Below are 18,694 nucleotides of genomic sequence, written 5' to 3' on the forward strand. Positions count from 1 at the left end.
GTGATTAGTCCATTATGAGATCCAGATTACTTTGTGGGACGGTGCTAAACGGCGAATGCATCACTGATCCTTAAGCAGTTCGCCAAGTTCCATTGATGGGGAAAAAAGAAAGGGCCTCATGTTTTAAATCCCTTACCTTTTAATCTTTTTCCTTTTCCTAAACCTAACCCAACAATTTTGGGTTGGCAGACTACTAGTAGGCAGGATTTGGAAACTATTTGTTGTCAAATTTTCGTAGACATCGGCTGCTGCAATCAAGTAATTCGACTTTTGGCGATTGTGACCAAAACGATAGCTTCTCCTAGCGGAGACACTGCGCGAATGCCAACGCCAAGGACGAACTCGGCAATACTCTTCAAAAGTATGGTGAGTTGAGCGGTACAGTCAGCGATCGCAAAAAGGCGGGGCGTAAACCCATCGCGTAATTCAGAGAGTGCCTTTCCTGCCTCACTCAAAAAAGGCTCGTTCTACCTTGCGTTCTAGATGAAGGCGATCGCTCTCTTCTACCTCTGTTAATTCTGGAACTTCAATGGCGGTAACGGTGATTGTTGCTGAAGCTGGGTTTTCCTTTTGGACAATGTTATCAGCATATTTTTCCAGCTTTTTTGTAAACTGATATTTACTCCAGGTAAGACTTGAATTAGGCAAATGTTACTCTATTTTTGGAGTATCTGTGGCTCTGTTTCAATCCCTAATAGGGTGTAGATGAAATTGCAATAAGAGATATTTTTTTACCCACATAGGCATCTTGGTCACAAGCATTGAGTATACACACTGTCTCATGACTGATAAACTGAGGTTGTAACCTATTACTCTAGCAATGTGCTACTTACTTCAATCCCACCAATAGGTAACAATAACTGCATCACGATCCTGTTGAACCTCCTCACCCCATAGCGCTCCTTCTAACCGAGTTTTCAATCGACGCTGAAGCCGGAAACTGTAGTCTTCATTCGTACCATCAGTGACTTCCACAGAATCAGCTTGCCACTTTTTTCCTAAGTCCAAAAGTTGAGATACCTTCGTGTCTTGATTTTCGGCAAGAATGTAGACAGTATCCGCAGGATAAGCAACGAAATGGATAATGCTAGTTTCAGGCATAGGACGATAATTTGCCATTGCCAAGAGAGTATCGATGACACCACTAAAGCTCAGACCGTTTTCGTCTGGTGCAAAAATCGGTTTTGTAAACAGAAAGCTTGCCCATAAATCCGTATGGGAGGCAAGGTCAATAATCACTTGTTCGCCATCAAACTGATTAAATTGACGCTGCCAAACCAAGGCTGCAAAAAGTTCTTGAGGAGAATAAGATTGAGCAATCGATTGGATTTTCGTTAAGTCAAGCATCGCTATTGTTTAGTTAGTTGCTTCGCTTTCCTGCTTGAATTATAAAGCTATATAAAATGTAGTTGATATGGCTTTATAAGCTTGGGTCATACTAGCCAGTATCTATGAAAAATTTTTGCACTACCAATAGCAGATGTTAATGGTGTGACAGGCTAACTCTGGTAGCAAGGTAGGGCAGCCGCCGCATCATGTCATTGCATAAAGCGAAACGGGGCGTAGCAAGAGTGTGAATTGGTTTCATCGATTTGATTGACGAGTATCGCTCTTAGGTATGCCAGATTGTCTAAACATTATTTGCTGAATTAAATTAGTAGCGATTGCTTCAGGAGGCAAAATTTCAACTGCTGCATTTAGTTGAACTGCTGCTTTGGGCATTCCATATACAATTGAACTTTCTTCATCCTGAGCGATTGTATGCCATCCCTGCGATCGCAAAAGGCTAAGTCCCTGGGCCCCATCTTGTCCCATTCCAGTAAGTAATACAGCAGTTTCTTTGTGGTTCCAGTACTGGGCAAGACTTTTGAAGAACACATCTATTGATGGGCGATAGGGATAGTCAATGGGTTCTTTTATGTAATGCAGAGTCAGATCAGAACGAAGACTTAGATGATCGTTCGTGCTTGCAACTAAGACGATCCCTTTCTCTAAGCGATCGCCCACTGTTGCTAATTGCACAGTTAGAGGAGTTTGTTGATTTAACCAATCAACCAGTCCAGCAGAAAACTGCATATCCACATGTTGAATGATCGCAATTGCAGCCCCAAAGTTTGCCGGAAGGCGGGAGAGAATTGTTGCTAGAGCTTTTGGGCCACCTGTTGAGGAGCCGATCGCCACTAGGGGAGGAAGCAGAGTAGAATGTGTGGAGAATGAAGTTAGCTTTGAAGTTTGGGGTTTAAGACTTGAGGTTGGAGATGATTTGCCAATAAGCTTGGCGATTGTGGTAATTTTTGTTAGTAATAGTTGTGCAGATTCCGAGCTTTCTTGAGTTCCTAAGATAGGAACATTCACTGCATCGCGGGCACCATATCCCATCGCCTCAAACACTTTTCCGGCATTCTTGCTGACACTTGCGGTAACAATTATTATGGCGCAGGGAGACTGTTTCATAATCTGGCGGGTAGCTTCCACACCGTCCATGACTGGCATGAACAAATCCATCAGAATTAAGTCAGGAGTGTCTCTGGCGCAACGGGCAACCGCTTCTATACCATCTCGCGCAATCCATGAGATTTCGTGACCTGGAACCGTCAGAAGCACACGTTTGAGTGCTTCCATTGCCATAGCCGTATCGTTGACGATCGCAATTCTCATTAGAAGTCCAGACTTATTATCCGAATCGGGGATATATCCACTGTAGATGTTTTTACCGGAAAATCAGAGCTTTTAACCTACCCTTAATCCTTCGCTAGCTCTGCTGAAATAGCTATTGTCCAATCAGATCGATGATCGCGTTAACTAATGTGTCGTCGTGGAAGCTGCTTTTAGTGATATAGTAATCAGCCCCAGCTTCCATACCCTGGATGCGATCGTCTTCGCGATCGCGATATGACACAATAATCACTGGCAGCGAATGTAATTTGGGATGCTCTTTGATTTGTCTGACAAGTTCAATCCCGTTCATGCGAGGCATATCAATGTCGCTGAGGATTAAATCATAGGAATTGCTGCGAATGGCTGTCCAGGCATCCATGCCATTTACGGCAACATCAACATCGTAGCCTCGATTTTGCAGCAATTTACGGGTCATTTCGCGCACGGTAATGGAATCATCCACGACTAAAAGGCGTTTGCGGCTTGACACCTTTTTCGCTTTGTTCACGTTAACGGGTCTTAATTGACCACTATTAAGCATGTTGTCAATTGATCGCACTAAATCGGAAACATCCACAATTAACACAGGCGAACCATCGTCCATGAGGGCAGACGCACTAATATCTCGAACTTTGCCTAAACGCGGATCAAGGGGGCGCACCACCAAATCCCGTTCGCCCAGAAATTGGTCTACCAATAAACCGTAAGCGTTGGATTGGTCACTGATGACAACTACACAGAGTTCATCGTTAACAGATAGAGTTTCTGGCAAGTCTAGAATGTGAGAAGCAGCAATTAAGCCAATATTTCGACCATCCTTGGTGAAATATTGGCGGCCTTCTACCACATAGATATCAGATTTGTTTAGTTTGACAATCTGATCCACCCGTGCAAGAGGAAAGGCGTAAGGTTCAGCAGAAATCTCGACAATCAGCGTCCTGACGACCGAAAGCGTGAGGGGAAGCTGAAAGTAGAAACTGGTACTTTTTCGGAATTGAGATATGGCACGGATCGTGCCTCCAACCTCTTGCACCATGCTCTTAACAATATCTAATCCGACACCCCGCCCGGAAATTTCAGTTACCTGCTTAGTAGTAGAAAATCCTGGTAGAAACAGAAATTCAATGATTTCAGCTTCGGTGAGTTGAGCAGCCGTTTCGGGTGAAGCTAAATTGGACTCGACAATATGTTGACGGATAAAATCGGGATCAATGCCTCTACCATCATCAGAAACGCTAATAGCCAACATACCGCCGCGATGAAAGGCTTCTAAGCGAACAGTACCCTCAATCACTTTACCAGCTACTTCTCGCTGATCTGGCGGTTCAATTCCATGATCGATCGCATTGCGAATCATGTGAGTTAGGGGTGCTTCCAGTTTTTTGAGAATATCGCGATCTACCGGGGTTGACTGACCGACAATCTCTAACTTGACTTGCTTATTCAAGCGTCGGCAGAGGTCACGAACCATTCGCGGAAAACCTTGTACTCCATCAGCAAAGGGGCGCATATGAGAAGCAATCACTTCCCGGTAGAGGCGATCGCTCAAGTTTGTCGTGCGACGGGCATAAAGTTCCAATTCCCCCAAGCGATCGCCCAGAATTTCTCGGCATTCTTGGGCTTTACGTCGAGCAGTATCTAAAACTTGCAAGCTCTCGGAACTAGCTGGAGTGTTTGCTAAAGTAGTATGAATAGTTTCCAGAAGTCGAGAAAGTTCTGATTGACGAGACTTGAGCGCTGTAAAGGAATCAGCAAAAGGTTGCAGCCAATTTGCCTCAACCAGCGATTCACCCGCCAGCCCCATAATCCGGTTCAAATTCTCGGCGGTGACGCGCACTACTCGGTCAGTTGGCGTTGTAATTGCTTCAAAAGTAACATTCTCTTGGCGAACACTTTGACTTAGGGCCGAGTTGTGATCCACCGTCACTAAGGATGATAATCGACGCTCACTAAAATTCGCTAATTCTGTCTACATCTTCGACGCTGTGAACTACAGACTTTGTAAACTTATCCATCTCTGTTACGCCGATAGAAACTGCTGATTGCATCTCCTTAATCATCTGCTCAATTTCTAAAGTTGCAACAGCAGTCTGATCGGCTAATCGGCGAATTTCCCGCGCCACAACCGCAAAGCCTGCACCATATTCTCCGGCTCTTTCGGCTTCTAATGCTGCGTTGAGCGAAAGTAAGTTGGTTTGATCTGCCACAACCGTAATGGTTGTCACAACTCGGCTGATATTGTTGGCTCGTACATGCATGACTTCCAACTTGGAGGAAATTACCTGAGTGGCTGCTAACAACTGATGCATTACAGAATCAATGTGGTTTAGATTGTCTTTACTGTTACCTGCTGCCACTGTAGTCTGTTCAGCCATTGCAGCAACCTGCTCCATTGTTTTCACTAATTCCCTTGATGTTGCTGCAATTTGATGAGCCGTTGCTGTAACTTCATTAGTTGAAGCAACCTGTTCTGTAACTGTTGCTTCTAGGTTTCTGCCAGATGCTGTAATTTGGTCGGCAGAATTGGTAATTTGATTACCTGACTGTTGAATGCGATTGACTAGGGCATTCAGGTCTTTATTCATGGTGTAAAAAGCATTCTGCAATTGACTGACTTCATCTTGCTGATCAGCGAGTGAAATTTGGCTGGTTAAATCTCCAGAGGAAATCTTTTGAGCAATGTCAACTACCCCGGCAATCTTGGCTCCCAGAGGTCTGGCGATCGTGTTGCTAAAGAAAATTCCAAATAAGACGGCAGTTCCCGGGCCAATCAGGATTGCCACAAATGCCCAAAATCCCACTTGGGAAATGTCTTTTGCTGATACGTGTTCTGTTTCACCTGCCAAATCCTCATTCATTTTCAACACCTCCATCAACGCAACGGTTGCGGTTGTACAAGGTTGACGGTTGGCTTCAACTTGCTTTTCAAGCTCTTTGTGGGCAGCGATCGCCACACTAGCATTTCCTGCTGGATTTTCCAATAAATTGAAAACTCCCAAACTCTCGAACTGGAGATTACGTCTCAAAAACTCTTCATGGGCTTTCTTCCACGCATCCCATTTATTTAAAAAGTCTTTGTATGCTTCTTTTTCTTCTTTCAACTTAGGAGTAGCTTCATACTGTTGAAACCCCTCCTGAATTTGCTTCCAAGCGTTATCCATGCGATCGATTTCTGTTTGCCGCCCATCCTTACTTAGATTGACATCCAGTAAACCCCGTTCTGACGATTCAATTTGGGTTTGGCCAGCGTTGATTTTCCACAAGCCAGAGATGCTGGGTACACTGTTGTTGGCTAGGGTGTCGATGTGCTGACTCAACCGAAAACTGCCACTCAGACCCACCAACGCCACAATCAGCACTAAAAGCCCCATGAAGATGAATGCAAAGATGAGGCGTGCCTGCATGGATTGATTTTTAAACATCTCAGGTTTCCTCTTCTAAGCTTCTGTTCTAAGACCGGACTGCAAGCGCTGGATTCGTTGTTGAATAATTTTTGCCCCGACTGTATCACCTTGATGTTCCTTCAACAAAGCGAGGTGAACTAACGCTTGATATGAGGTTGGCTCTAGGTAGATAGCGCGTTGAAAACATTGCTCTGCTTGGTGATTCTGCTGATCAGCCTGATACAGCGCTCCCAAAATAAGATAAGCCGCTGCACTGGTTGGATGATGAATAAGGTATGACTTACAAAGCGTCATTGCTTCTGGCGATCGCCCTTCATCCGCCAGCTTTCTCACTGTTTGTAAATCAACAGATGGCGTTGATTGAGAGCTTGAACCGTTTAAACTTGCAGATATATTAGATTTTTGGATTTGCTGACTATGGAACGCAGAGTAATTTTTCACTCCTAAAGGTTGCTTGACAGGGTTTTGAGGAGTTGCTGATTGAGATTGAATAATATTAAGTGATTCCAATTGTGGCAGTGATGATTCTGACTTGCGATAAGCAAATGTGAAAGGCTGACGGATAGAAGTATACTGGTCTGCGACAATTTTTCCGGTTTCAGACGCTCCCACAAACAGTAACCCTCCTGGTCTAAGTAGGCGATCAATCGCTGCTAACACTTGTAAACACGCTTCTGATTGTAGGTAAATCAACAAGTTGCGGCAGAAGATGATGTCGTATTGCTTTTGAGTCAGTACTAGAGAGGTCATAACATTCCCCTGCTGAAAATTGACTAGCTCACGAACAGATTGGCATAGTTCGTAACCTTCCGCTGTTTGCTGAAAGTAGCGCTCTCGCTCCCTCCAAGCTTCGCCACGAAAGGAGTTTTTGGTGTATAGTCCGCGTTTTGCCTTTGCCAGTGATCGATGACTAATATCGATCGCATCAATGGCAAACTGTTGCGGATGCAGACCGACTTCTAGTAGAGCGATCGCCATTGAGTAAGGTTCTTCACCAGTAGAGCATGGAACACTCAACAGTTGCAGTGTATTGCGGTTTGGCAACAGCCGCCATTGGTCAGTGACGTAGGTTTTTAGGTAATCAAACGGCTTACCATCTCGGAAAAACCAGGTCTCTGGCACGATGAGTAGTTCAATCAGCTCCTCTAATTCTAAAGCGGAGGTTTGTAACCGCGCCCAATAGCTCTCTATGTCAGGCAATTTACAGTCGAGGCGACGATTCTCGACAGCTCTGGCAATCCGGTTGGAGCCAACTGTATCGGGATCTAAGCCTATGGCTTGGTTCAGCAATGTGGCGATCGCAGATAATACCATTGTCAGCCTATGCAGTTTTAAACCGAGCAATTTCTAATCGCAATCCATTTGCCGCCCCATCAAGCTGCGCGACAGCATTGTTCGTCTCTCGCAAAGCATCCACTGTCTGCTGAGATGCTTGACTTAATTGCCCCATCGCTTCACTAATCTGTTGCGCTCCCTGCGATTGCTCCTCAACGCTTTGGCTCACCTGCTCAAAGCGTGGGGTCAATCCTTGCACCTGATGAATCACCTGAGCAATCTGATCGCTAATCTTGCTGACATCCGCCACGCTATCAACAACAGATTTATTAAATTTATCCATTTCCATGACTCCGGTAGAAACAGCTGACTGCATCTCCTTAATCATCTGGGCAATTTCTAGAGTGGCGACGGCGGTTTGGTCAGCCAATCGGCGGATCTCCCGTGCTACAACTGCAAAGCCTGCTCCGTATTCTCCAGCCTTTTCTGCCTCGATCGCCGCATTTAGTGACAGCAGGTTAGTCTGGTCGGCAACCTTATTAATGGTTGTTACAACACTGTTAATATTGTTTGCCTTTTCATTCATCACCCCAAGCTTGGTAGCAATGGAGGTGGTTGCATCTGAGAGATGGCGCATCACGGTTTCCATGCGATTTAAGTCATTTTGACTTGCACCGGCAGAAGTTGCTGTAGACTGTGCCATCAGCGCCACCTGATCCATCACTTTTACCAGCCCTTTAGAGGTGGCGGCAATCTGCTGCGAGGTTGCACTCACTTCATTGGTTGAAGCGAGTTGTTCTGCAACCGTGGCTTCCAATTCTTTACCAGCTGCCGCAATCTGAGTTGCAGAGGTACTGATTTGCACTCCAGACTGTTGCATCTGGAAACTCAGCGAATTCAGATTTTTAGACATGGAGTGAAACGCACTCAGCAACTGCCCAATTTCGCTGCCATCATTGCTTGGCTCAATTGTTTGCTGTTTGGTAGGGATGTTTGACGATAATGATCCGGGTACTGAGGTGCGATCGACTGGGTGTCCCTTGAATCAAATGACATACATCGATCACGGGCAAAATCGCTCCTCGGTAGTTAAATAAAACAGGCACGTATTCTGGTACATGGTGTACTTTTCTAAGACTCACTCGCGGAATTACCTCAACGATGTGAGAACTCTCGATCGCGTAGAGGTCTTTCCCAGCGTAGAAGAGTAAAATTAGCACTTTTAATGATAAGTTCTCATTGAATTAGGACAAACAGAAAGAAGAGGCAGCACTTTGCACTACATCTTCTTCTGAGTTTTAATTTAAGAGCTTTGAGCGCTTGCTCTGGTCAATAAAACACCGATTTGGATACCAATCATTCCAGCGATCGCACTGCCAACAAAATAAATTAACAGCGTTGTAATATCGCCCTTATCTAAGAAACCTTTTGATTCCAAACCATAGGTTGAAAAAGTAGTGTATGCACCGCAGAAGCCTGTTGTCGTCATCAGGCGAAGTGCCGGCGAGATGATGCGAAGATTCTCGGTTGCTAGAGTCAAAATATAAGCAATTCTTAAACAGCCAGTCACGTTAATAGTGAATGTGCCGTAAAAGCCAAAATCTTTGCCAAAAATAGCTTTTGCTAATTCGGTTCCATAAAAACGACTCAACGCTCCAAAAATTGCCCCAATCGCCACAGCTAGGGGATAACGTCCTCTTAAAAGATTCATTGTTTTTTACCTAAAAACGTGTATGGTTTTTCGTAAAGACCTTTTTCAAATTTGCTCTCAGGTGGATTCCAACCTGAATGGGATTATGATATTGTTGAATTTATTGAATATTATTTACGATTATTTATGGCGATGGAGCTCGCCATAACTGCCTTTCCAGTATAGGTTAAATTCATAACTGGAAGGCTGATGGCTCCTACTTTCCTGACTTACTGTGGTAGAGTAGGGCTTTGCTAAATGCATTACCTGACTCCCTTGTAGAAAGTGTAAGTCTACAAATTGCATCTCAAGGAGTCATGGTATGAAACACTTTCGTCAGTTTGAACCGTTTATTGCATTACCCCACCTGATCAAGTGGTTGCCCATTTCCTTTGTAGTGGGTATTCTTGCTGGAACAGCTTCTGCGGCTCTTTTGGTATCATTGGAATGGGCAACTGATTGGCGAGAATCGCATCGGTGGATCATTGCCTTGCTGCCACTGGGTGGCTTATTGAGCGGTTGGATTTATCATCAATTTGGTCAGACTGTAGAAGCTGGAAATAACCTTTTGCTTGAAGAAATCCATAATCCCAAAAGTATTATTCCCTTCCGTATGGCTCCTCTTGTTTTATTAGGAACAGACCTCACTCATTTATTTGGTGGTTCAGCCGGTCGTGAAGGTACAGCATTACAAATGGGTGCTTCTTTGGCAGACCAGTTAACTAAAATATTGCGCTTTAAAGGAGCCAATCGGCGAATTTTGTTAACGGCAGGTATAAGTGGGGGATTTGCTTCAGTTTTCGGTACCCCCTTAGCTGGAACTGTATTTGGTCTGGAAGTTTTAGCGATTGGTAAAATTAATTACGACGCTCTTTTCCCTTCTTTAATTGCTGCGATAGTTGGAAATCAAGTAACCTTACTATTGGGTTTACATCATATAGCATACTTACACTCTCCCTCTATACCGCCGCTTACAATTTTGGCACTAATTTATGCCATTATTGCAGGTGCAATTTTTGGAATAGTGGCAAGATTTTTTGCTCAAATAACTCACAAAATCAGCCACTTGTTTAAAACCAAGATATCCTATCCTCCAATGCATCCTTTGATGGGCGGTGCGCTGATAGCAATAATTGTTGGATTGAGTGGTACAACTAAGTACATTGGGCTTGGTATTCCAACTATCGTTGATTCTTTCTCCACTCAGCTACCTCCTTGGGATTTTGCAGCAAAATTGGGTCTGACTGCTTTAACTTTGGGTGCTGGATTTAAAGGAGGAGAAGTGACCCCTTTATTTTTTATTGGTGCAACTTTAGGTAATACTTTGTCGTTGCTTTTGGCATTACCTGTACCACTATTAGCAGGAATGGGATTTGTGGGTGTCTTTGCAGGTGCAGCAAATACACCTTTAGCATCGATTCTAATGGGAATTGAGCTATTTGGTCTAGAATCGGGGCTGTTTATTGCTATTAGCTGCGTAGTGAGCTACCTATTTTCAGGTCATTCCGGAATTTATACTTCACAGCGTATTGGGTTGAGTAAATACTCTGCTTTATATTTAGAAGAAGGGGTGACTTTAGCTAATTATGGACGAGAAAAAGTTAAGCCAAAAATTGATTTACCTGATGATGGCAAAGAAAGAGGAAGTAAAAGCATCTAATTTCGCTTCCTCAAGAGGAATTTCCAGTTTATAGCGATCAAATGGATAATTTTTGGTGTCCCAGTTGTGATACAAAGTTGCCTTAATCTCCTGTTCAGACACGAACACATATTTATTTGCCTTAAATGTATCCGACAGATTTTCGCTTCGAGAAAAACTGTTGTAATTCGTGCTAACTTCTTTGCTGTTAATCACCTTCAGGCTTTCTAAGGGTTTTGGAGTTTCAAAAGGACAAAGGCTCCAGACCCAGAAGTTTGCAGAAAACGACTGCTCTGCTGGATTAAAATCCCGCAAGGATGTTAAGTAAACTCCAATTTGACAAGTTTTCGGAGATGTAACAGCCTCTGCCTGAACTGGCAAAGTTTGAAAAAGCCAGCAGCTAAAAGCGGCGAGAAGCAAGCCACCAATTAGATGTACTCTCTTAATAACTGCTTTAATAGCAAGATGATGCAGTTTAGAAACATCTTCCCTCACTCATCAACTCCCTGGTTAAGTAACCTCTAATATAACCAAGCAAACGATTATTGCAGAAAGCTCGTTAATTACCTATCAACCTGCGATCGCTGCATGGGAGATAACAATCGCGTTGAGAACGATAAACGAAATTGTAAAAGCCCGAAACAAAAGCCGACGATCTAGCAACATTGCCTGCTTTGCTTGCCCTGCTTCTGTTGTTAATCGTGAAAAGACGGTTGCAAGAGCTGCGGCAAAGATGTAAACGATCGCGGCAATGTGAATTTGATCAACCAGCGTTAGACTCTCCGTGCGTCCTAAAACTGATTCTGGTGCCCGCATATTAATCAATGCTGAAAATAAACAACCCACCAGTAAACTTGTGCGGGCGCTAACCAAACTTGGCTGTCCAGTTTCATAGAAGAAGGACAGCATCGCTACAGCAAAAGCGACGTACACCCCAGTAGTCAGCTTAAAGAAGCTCATATATTTGACTCGCTGGATTGGAATTGAAACTATCAAGCGAGAATAGACCCCTTTTCGATCAACCAGTTCTGGATCGCCAAAGGTTGTCTGGTAGGCAACCTTTTCTTCTTGAAGGCTGAAGTTCGTAATCTTCCATCCTCCTAGCTTCATATCACGCTGGTAACCAGAGTTCTTAAAATCAGGTGTATAAACAAACCCGAAGGCATCTTGAGTAGCTTCTTCTAAAGAAATTTTTAGGGTATGGCGATCAAAGGGATAGTTCTGAACATCCCAATTCTGATTCAAAACGGCGCTAATGTCTCGTTGAGACCAATAAACCTCTCCCTTTGTGAAAAAGGAGCTAGAACGATTTTTTTTATCAAATGTACTGTCAGAAATTTCCTCAAACTCTAAGGAATCAATAATCTCCATACTCTCTAGAGGCTTTAAGCTTTTCTCAGGGCAAACACTCCATACCCTAAAATCAACCCTAAATGATTTGTCTGCAAACTTAAAGTTTCGTAAAGAGGTAATGTAAATCCCTACGCGACAGGTCTGAGGAGATTTAACAGGTTCTGCTAAAACAGATGGAACTTCTGTAAACAACCATGCGGCCACGATTATGATCAATACAGTGACAAATTTACAAGCCCTTGAGTACAAAATCATGACCCTGCTGGAGAGTAAGCTTAATATAAAGTAGCAGTCTAAAGACTGTAATCAATGTGTTTAATGATATCCTTATTAGTAACTTTAGTAACTAATAAGAAATGCTCAAGTGCCTAAGTATTAGCCTACGATAATAGCATGGGCGATCGCAATTACATTAAACACGATAAAAGAGAGGGTAAATAGCCTAAAAAAAACGCGGCGATCAAGCCACATTGCTTGCTTTTTTTTACCGCTTTCAGAAGTTAGTCGAGAGTAAACTGATACAACGCCAGTACCAAAAACATAGAGAATGGTGGCAATGTGAATCTGATCTACTAGAGTTAAATCTTCAGTGCGACCTAAGATGGATTCCTGTACCCGCATATTCAGTAACGTTGCAAACAATGCACCTATATAGATTGCCCTTCTAGGGCTTGCTAGACTTGTCTGATCGGAGTCATAGAAAAAAGACAGCATGACGACTGCAAAGGCAATGTAAACACCAATAGTCAGCTTTAAAAAACTGAAAAGTTTAACGCGCCTGATGTCAATTGAAATCACTAAGCGCGAGTAGCTATCCTGCGGTGAAACCAAATCTGGATCGCCAAAGGTGGTTGCATAAGGAACCTTTTGTTCTACAATTTTAAAGCTGGTAATTTGCCATCTGTCCAAATCCATATTTTGCTGGTATCCTGAGTTCACAAAGTCAGGCGTATAAACAAACTGCGAAGAATTTTTGGTTGTTTCCTCAAGTGCGATCGTTAAGGTGTGCCGATCAAAGGGAAAATTACTAACATTCCAGCTCTGATACAAAGTTGCTCGAATTTTACGCCCTGACCAATAAACATTTTCTTTTGGATAAAACCATTTCGGTAGATCCTTTCGCTCTAAAGTACTATCGTAAGCTGTTTTGAAATACTTATAATCTTCAACATTTAAAACTTTCATACTTTTTAGAGGCTGTAACTCCTTAAAAGGACAGACACTCCACAAGTAGAAATCTGTACTAAATTTTTTCTCTGCTAAATTCAAGTCACGCAGAGATGCTACAAAAATCCCAGTTCTACAAGTTTGAGGTGATAAAACCGTTTCTGCTAAAACCTCAGATCCTTCAACAAATGACCACAAAATTATAATCAAGGTCAAACAGGTAAACACTTTACAAATTATTATAAACAGAGACAAAAGTTTTACAAGCATAAAGTGATTTGAGAGAAGCCTTATAGCGATTGCTTCTCTATTCAATCATAGGGTAAGTGCATCTAATTTTGTCTCTCTTGATACAGATAAAAAGCTTAAAGCTCCATCTAAATATCAATTTTTCATTCAAAATCGAACGAATTTTCGTAAATAATTGAAAAAACATGGTTCCAACAGCTTTTTATGTTTTTTGACCATATAAAGACTACTAGAAAAAATACCTCTGCGCGTAGGGTAAAGAGGCCGGGACAATCTCCTTCTACTACACCAATACCCATCAGTTTAGATGATCCTATCCCGCTAATAATATTCTTTGAATCCACATATGTGTAGCGAACTGCAAACATTAACTCAGGAGTGATCGCGATATTCTCTTACCTCTAGTAATGTCTTAACCAAGAAAAAAAGATTTAGGATTTGGATTGCTTATCTACAAGAAATTGATGTCCATCCAGCTTATGGACGCAGAGGCATTGGACGCGAACTGGTTGAGCGCGTTTGTGTTTGGGCAAAAAAACAGAACTATCACAGGATATTACTCTCGACCTTTCTCGACATTGAGTGGAATGCCCCATTCTATGCAAAACTTGGTTTCCAGATTTTGCCTGAAGTTGAACTAAGCTTTGGTTTTCAGCAGATTAGGTGCAAGGAAGTTAAGGCAGGATTACCCATCGATCAACGTGTCATTATGTATCGTGATTTAGGCAGATGATGTCTTTGACAAGCCGCTAAGAGCGTCTACGCTTAACTCGTGCAATTTGGCAATGTTTGTTTTGTCCATCTAGCTTGTGCCTACTTGTAACGGTTAGGAGTATTGATGTATGAGTTATTCTGTTTACCGAATCAATCTTCCAGAAAGCCCAGAAGCAATCGTTTTTGTAAATGGTTTTGTGGCTCGCGATAAGCCGGGTACGGCTTGCGCCAAGGGCGATCGCGCTGGCTTTTTCTGGATGTGGAAACAGCTTTGGCGGATCAAGAACGTGACTGCTAAAGCTAAAGACTGTATGCAAGTCAAAGCAGGTATCTGTGGTCTTAATGAAGCGATCGTGGTGAGTTACTGGGTTTCAGAAAACAGCCTGAAAGAATTTTTTCGGGGTGAACCTAATCGACAGATGATGCAGTTTATTGCCAAAATTCTCAGAGCCTGTGTCTTTACAACGAGACATACAGCCGCTTACATAGTGGTAAATACATCAATGAACCGCAAGGTATGGCAACCATTTATGCGATCGCCACATAACAACGCCCATGCACACCGATCGTCGAGAGTCTAGAGGTTGTGATGCAGTCAAAATTACCAAACTATGAATTGCCAAAGGAGGGAAACTAATGAGTTCATTTGTGCTTTGTTTTCAAGATATTGATAAAACAAAACTCAAGGTTGTTGGGGGTAAAGGCGCGAACTTGGGGGAACTATCCAAGATTGAAGGAATCTACGTACCGGATGGCTTTTGTATTTCTACTGAAGCTTTTAAAAGAATCATTGGGGAAACGTCGTCGATTAACGAATTACTCGATCGGCTATCGCTTCTAAAGGTGGAAGACCGGGATAAAATCAGTGAACTTAGCGGTGAGATTCGCTCTTTCATCGAAGGGATAACTGTCCCTCAAGACATTAATGAAGAGATCACCCACCTTCTCTCCAGGCTTGGAGAAAAAAATGCCTATGCAGTACGATCCAGCGCAACTGCTGAGGATTTACCGACAGCCTCTTTTGCAGGCCAGCAAGATACGTATTTGAACATTATCTCAAAGGAGGCAATCTATCAGCATATCAGCAAATGCTGGGCATCGCTATTTACCGAGAGGGCAGTAATTTACCGCCTTCAAAATGGCTTCGACCACCGTAAAGTCCACCTGTCTGTGGTTGTTCAGAAGATGGTCTTTCCGCAGGTGGCAGGAATTTTGTTTACTGCCGATCCCGTCACTTCTAATAGGAAGGTGTTATCCATTGATGCCAGCTTCGGACTTGGCGAGGCCATCGTCTGTGGCCTTGTGAATGCTGATCTCTATAAAGTGTGTAACGGCAAGGTTATCGATAAGAAGATATCCACCAAGAAACTGGCTATTTACGCCTTAAAAGATGGCGGTACGAAAGAACAGGAGATTGAGCAACAGAGACAGAACAGGCAAGCGCTGACGGATGAACAGATTGTACAGCTTGAGCGCATAGGCAGAAAGATCGAAGAACATTTCGGCCGCCCCCAGGACATTGAATGGTGTTTAGTGGATAATACATTTTATATTGTCCAGAGTCGGCCAATCACTACTTTATACCCGATCCCTGAAGCGAGCGATCGCGAAAATCACGTCTATGTATCTGTTGGTCATCAACAAATGATGACTGACCCCATGAAACCATTGGGATTGTCTTTATTCCAGTTAACAGCTGCTCGACCCATGTATAAAGCTGGTGGAAGGTTGTTTGTTGATATCACACACGATCTGGCTTCACCTGTTAGAAGAGAAATTCTAGTAGATGTCTTAGGAAAATCCGATCCGCTCATCAAAGACGCACTTATGACCATCATAGAGCGAGGAGATTTTATAAAATCGTTCCCAAATGATCAAAAAGAACTAAATAAAGGTATATCGCCTGCAAATTTTCAAACACAAATCGAATATGATCCGACAATCGTTCCTGATTTGATTAAAAGTAATCAAGCATCGATAGACAATTTAAAACATAACATCCAAACGAAATCAGGAGCGGATCTAATTGATTTTATTTTGGAAGATGTCCAGAAATTAAAGAAGAGTTTATTCGATCCACAAAGTTTGGGTGTAATTATGACTGCTATGAATGCTTCATCATGGATCAATGAAAGAATGAAGGAGTGGTTAGATGAAAAAAACGTAGCAGACACGCTTTCTCAATCTGTACCCAACAATATTACTTCGTCTATGGGTCTGGAACTATTGGATGTCGCAGATGTGATTCGCCCTTATCCGGAAGTAATTAATTATTTACAATATGTAAAAGATGATAGCTTTTTGGATGAACTGGTTAAGTTTAATGGTGGAAAGGAAACCCAAGACGCTATCTATGCTTTTCTCAACAAATACGGAATGCGATGTGCCGGAGAAATCGATATTACTAAAACTCGTTGGAGTGAAAAACCAACTACACTTGTCCCCCTGATTCTCAGTAACATCAAAAACTTTGAGCCTAATGCCAGCAATCGGAAATTTGAGCAAGGGCAACAGTCAGCTTTGAAAAAAGAACAAGAGTTATTAGCTCAATTGAAGCAATTACCGGATGGCGAACAAAAGGCCGAAGAGACAAAACGAATGATCAGCCTAATTCGGAATTTCATCGGTTATCGTGAATATCCAAAATACAGCATGATTAATCGCTACTTTGTTTATAAGCAGGCTTTACTGAAAGAAGCGGAACAACTCGTACAAGCCAACGTTCTTTATGAAAAAGAAGATATATACTATTTCACTTTTGAAGAACTCCGCGAAGTTGTACGCACAAATAAACTTGATTACCAGATTATCAGCAAACGAAAAGACGAGTACAAATTATATGAAAAACTAGCTCCCCCACGTGTTATCACCTCTGATGGTGAAATCATTGCAGGTCGGTACAAACGAGAAAATCTCCCTGCCGAAGCTATTGTAGGTCTACCTGTTTCCTCCGGAGTTATAGAGGGACGAGCACGTGTCATCTTAAACATGGAAGATGCTGATCTAGAAGATGGAGATATATTAGTCACCTCCTTTACTGACCCTAGCTGGACACCATTGTTTGTATCCATAAAAGGCCTAGTGACCGAAGTTGGTGGACTGATGACTCATGGAGCAGTGATCGCACGTGAATATGGCTTACCAGCAGTTGTCGGAGTAGAAAGCGCTACCAAACTGATCAATGAAGGACAGAGAATTCGGGTTAATGGAACGGAAGGCTATGTAGAAATCTTATATTAAAACGAAAATTACAAAATTGGATTTTAAATATTGAGGATTAATCTTTCTATTAACATGGTAGCCTAACAATTCATTCAAGCCAGCGCCGTTTATCGGCGCGGCTTAATTCAAGCGTTATCCAGACTATGAAGCCGTAGGAAAATCATCTGTACCTCGCATGGTAAGGGTAAAGAGCATGATTTCCGTATGTTTAATCCGTATATTTAAAAACAGTAAAGTGAGGTTGGAATAAAACATCGAGTGTTTAGGAGATAAAGGCTATCTACTCTGCTCAACGTGTAAACAATAATTGATTGTACTGCAAACTCTCGATTGAGAATTAGAACAAACAATTTTGATTATCAGCTAATTGCTTTGGATTTTTGGGTTTATGTGTGTTTCCTAACCTCCTTCCCCTTTTTTTTAATACTCGTCGTAGTCGGTCGGGACTCAAGTAAACTTGACGTTCAGATGCCAGTTTCTTTGCTAGTTGTTTAGAATTATAAGTTTGTGGCTCTTGAACTAAGCAGTTTTCGAGATAAATCAAGTCTGATTCAGAATATCGGGGTTTTCCACCTCGACCCGGAGCATCCCACAGACCTGCTAACCCCATCTTGTCCCAGCGATGAAGGGTTTGGCGTACTGTTGAAATCGCCCAGTTCAAGCCTTGAGCAATTTGCTCGTTTTTTAAGCCACGAGCATTCAACAATAAAACTTGAGCGCGATCTTTAGTTCGTTGAGGAACATCTTTGGCTCGCCTTAATTCTTCTAGAGTCAGTTTTTCCTCTTCAGTTAAAAAAATCCTTAATCGGCATCCCATAAGCGATATTCTTTGACACGTCAGTTCTTGGCATTGTTATGTCTACTAACGCCTATATACTTACTACACACGGATTAAATAACACACTAAATTTACTGAACTACTAAGAATTAAGGGAAGCAGAGTCTAACTTGAAGCTTCTATGTGAGAAGTATTGGCTTGAAAAACACTTATCTGAAGGTTAAATTTCAATCAGAAATGATTTAAGTACCAAAATTGGGCAAATCAAAATCTTAGCCTTAGCCTTTAAGGGCAGAGTCATCAGATAGCTATCAGCATCAACTTCCAGCTATGATGATAATATTTTGTAGGCGTTGTTTTAATTAATGCCTTAAATCCATAATAGAAGAGTCTAGCATCAAACTTTAGTTGATTCTTCGTATTTTTACTGAGATTTTATCGAAACTTTAAAAATTATTTTTACGTAACTTTATAATAAGATGATCTAATAAAGATGTAAAAGCCCAATTCTCTTTTGCTTAACTTGTTTTAGGAAATATACTTTG

General features: G+C 42.3%; 16 protein-coding genes, 1 pseudogene and 1 riboswitch. Of the genes and pseudogenes, 3 read left to right on the forward strand and 14 right to left on the reverse strand.

Translation table 11 applies throughout. The features are described from left to right. Positions 1–254 precede the first annotated feature (254 nt). From WKK05_RS04835 to crcB, 10 genes and pseudogenes are all read right to left on the reverse strand, one after another. A complete protein-coding gene (locus tag WKK05_RS04835; RefSeq protein ID WP_341528643.1) occupies positions 255–455 on the reverse strand; it encodes a hypothetical protein in 201 nt (66 codons plus the stop codon). Continuing rightward, a complete protein-coding gene (locus WKK05_RS04840) occupies positions 448–648 on the reverse strand; it encodes a hypothetical protein (protein WP_341528644.1) in 201 nt (66 codons plus the stop codon). The genes WKK05_RS04835 and WKK05_RS04840 overlap by 8 nt, the downstream gene beginning before the upstream one ends. Positions 649–834: 186 nt before the next feature. Beyond that, positions 835–1,347, reverse strand: a complete 513-nt coding sequence (locus WKK05_RS04845; RefSeq protein WP_341528645.1) for a hypothetical protein — start codon at positions 1,345–1,347, stop codon at positions 835–837. A 237-nt stretch (positions 1,348–1,584) separates the two neighbouring features. Then, on the reverse strand, positions 1,585–2,658 hold the full coding sequence (locus WKK05_RS04850) for a chemotaxis response regulator protein-glutamate methylesterase (RefSeq protein ID WP_341528646.1): 1,074 nt from the start codon (positions 2,656–2,658) through the stop codon (positions 1,585–1,587). Positions 2,659–2,770: 112 nt separating this feature from the next. Further along, on the reverse strand, positions 2,771–4,579 hold the full coding sequence (locus tag WKK05_RS04855; RefSeq protein ID WP_341528647.1) for a hybrid sensor histidine kinase/response regulator: 1,809 nt from the start codon (positions 4,577–4,579) through the stop codon (positions 2,771–2,773). Between the two features lie 28 nt (positions 4,580–4,607). Further along, positions 4,608–6,080 (reverse strand): methyl-accepting chemotaxis protein, encoded by a 1,473-nt coding sequence (locus WKK05_RS04860; RefSeq protein WP_341528648.1) that lies wholly within the window; start codon positions 6,078–6,080, stop codon positions 4,608–4,610. 15 nt (positions 6,081–6,095) lie between these two features. Further along, positions 6,096–7,376, reverse strand: a complete 1,281-nt coding sequence (locus WKK05_RS04865; protein ID WP_341528649.1) for a CheR family methyltransferase — start codon at positions 7,374–7,376, stop codon at positions 6,096–6,098. A 7-nt stretch (positions 7,377–7,383) separates the two neighbouring features. Then, positions 7,384–8,283 (reverse strand): annotated as a pseudogene (locus tag WKK05_RS04870) (methyl-accepting chemotaxis protein); the annotation flags it as partial. A gap of 19 nt (positions 8,284–8,302) precedes the next feature. Continuing rightward, on the reverse strand, positions 8,303–8,557 hold the full coding sequence (locus WKK05_RS04875; protein ID WP_341528650.1) for a chemotaxis protein CheW: 255 nt from the start codon (positions 8,555–8,557) through the stop codon (positions 8,303–8,305). A gap of 83 nt (positions 8,558–8,640) precedes the next feature. Then, positions 8,641–9,048, reverse strand: a complete 408-nt coding sequence (crcB, locus tag WKK05_RS04880; RefSeq protein ID WP_341528651.1) for a fluoride efflux transporter CrcB — start codon at positions 9,046–9,048, stop codon at positions 8,641–8,643. A 119-nt stretch (positions 9,049–9,167) separates the two neighbouring features. Then, positions 9,168–9,254, forward strand: a riboswitch (Fluoride riboswitch). 95 nt (positions 9,255–9,349) lie between these two features. On the opposite strand from crcB, the gene WKK05_RS04885 reads away from it, so the two are divergent. Continuing rightward, positions 9,350–10,687, forward strand: coding sequence for a voltage-gated chloride channel family protein (locus WKK05_RS04885; protein WP_341528652.1), 1,338 nt, complete (start codon positions 9,350–9,352; stop codon positions 10,685–10,687). Here the strand turns inward: WKK05_RS04885 and WKK05_RS04890 are convergent. The 3 genes from WKK05_RS04890 to WKK05_RS04900 all read right to left on the reverse strand — a co-directional run bounded on the left by WKK05_RS04890 (position 10,646) and on the right by WKK05_RS04900 (position 13,402). Then, on the reverse strand, positions 10,646–11,161 hold the full coding sequence (locus tag WKK05_RS04890; RefSeq protein WP_341528653.1) for a hypothetical protein: 516 nt from the start codon (positions 11,159–11,161) through the stop codon (positions 10,646–10,648). The genes WKK05_RS04885 and WKK05_RS04890 overlap by 42 nt on opposite strands. A 75-nt stretch (positions 11,162–11,236) precedes the next feature. Continuing rightward, positions 11,237–12,223 (reverse strand): hypothetical protein, encoded by a 987-nt coding sequence (locus WKK05_RS04895; RefSeq protein ID WP_341528654.1) that lies wholly within the window; start codon positions 12,221–12,223, stop codon positions 11,237–11,239. A gap of 171 nt (positions 12,224–12,394) precedes the next feature. Continuing rightward, positions 12,395–13,402 carry a hypothetical protein gene (locus tag WKK05_RS04900; protein ID WP_341528655.1) on the reverse strand — a complete coding sequence of 336 codons (1,008 nt, stop codon included), beginning with the start codon at positions 13,400–13,402 and terminating at the stop codon, positions 12,395–12,397. 875 nt (positions 13,403–14,277) lie between these two features. Between WKK05_RS04900 and WKK05_RS04905 the strand changes: the two genes are divergently transcribed. Next, positions 14,278–14,730 (forward strand): DUF4188 domain-containing protein, encoded by a 453-nt coding sequence (locus WKK05_RS04905; protein WP_341528656.1) that lies wholly within the window; start codon positions 14,278–14,280, stop codon positions 14,728–14,730. 55 nt (positions 14,731–14,785) lie between these two features. Next, a complete protein-coding gene (gene ppsA / locus WKK05_RS04910) occupies positions 14,786–17,389 on the forward strand; it encodes a phosphoenolpyruvate synthase (RefSeq protein ID WP_341528657.1) in 2,604 nt (867 codons plus the stop codon). A gap of 319 nt (positions 17,390–17,708) precedes the next feature. Here the strand turns inward: ppsA and WKK05_RS04915 are convergent, their stop codons facing one another. Next, positions 17,709–18,188, reverse strand: coding sequence for a helix-turn-helix domain-containing protein (locus WKK05_RS04915; protein ID WP_341528658.1), 480 nt, complete (start codon positions 18,186–18,188; stop codon positions 17,709–17,711). Positions 18,189–18,694: the final 506 nt, after the last annotated feature.

This window comes from Nostoc sp. UHCC 0302, assembly GCF_038096175.1.
GTDB lineage: Bacteria > Cyanobacteriota > Cyanobacteriia > Cyanobacteriales > Nostocaceae > UHCC-0302.

What these genes read in the sequence shown, in the direction of transcription:
- WKK05_RS04845 (WP_341528645.1), bottom strand. Translation starts at nt 1,347, where the DNA reads ATGCTTGACTTAACGAAAATCCAATCGATTGCTCAATCTTATTCTCCT.
- WKK05_RS04850 (WP_341528646.1), bottom strand. Translation starts at nt 2,658, where the DNA reads ATGAGAATTGCGATCGTCAACGATACGGCTATGGCAATGGAAGCACTC.
- WKK05_RS04860 (WP_341528648.1), bottom strand. Translation starts at nt 6,080, where the DNA reads ATGTTTAAAAATCAATCCATGCAGGCACGCCTCATCTTTGCATTCATC.
- WKK05_RS04865 (WP_341528649.1), bottom strand. Translation starts at nt 7,376, where the DNA reads ATGGTATTATCTGCGATCGCCACATTGCTGAACCAAGCCATAGGCTTA.
- crcB (WP_341528651.1), bottom strand. Translation starts at nt 9,048, where the DNA reads ATGAATCTTTTAAGAGGACGTTATCCCCTAGCTGTGGCGATTGGGGCA.
- WKK05_RS04885 (WP_341528652.1), top strand. Translation starts at nt 9,350, where the DNA reads ATGAAACACTTTCGTCAGTTTGAACCGTTTATTGCATTACCCCACCTG.
- WKK05_RS04905 (WP_341528656.1), top strand. Translation starts at nt 14,278, where the DNA reads ATGAGTTATTCTGTTTACCGAATCAATCTTCCAGAAAGCCCAGAAGCA.
- ppsA (WP_341528657.1), top strand. Translation starts at nt 14,786, where the DNA reads ATGAGTTCATTTGTGCTTTGTTTTCAAGATATTGATAAAACAAAACTC.
- WKK05_RS04915 (WP_341528658.1), bottom strand. Translation starts at nt 18,188, where the DNA reads ATGGGATGCCGATTAAGGATTTTTTTAACTGAAGAGGAAAAACTGACT.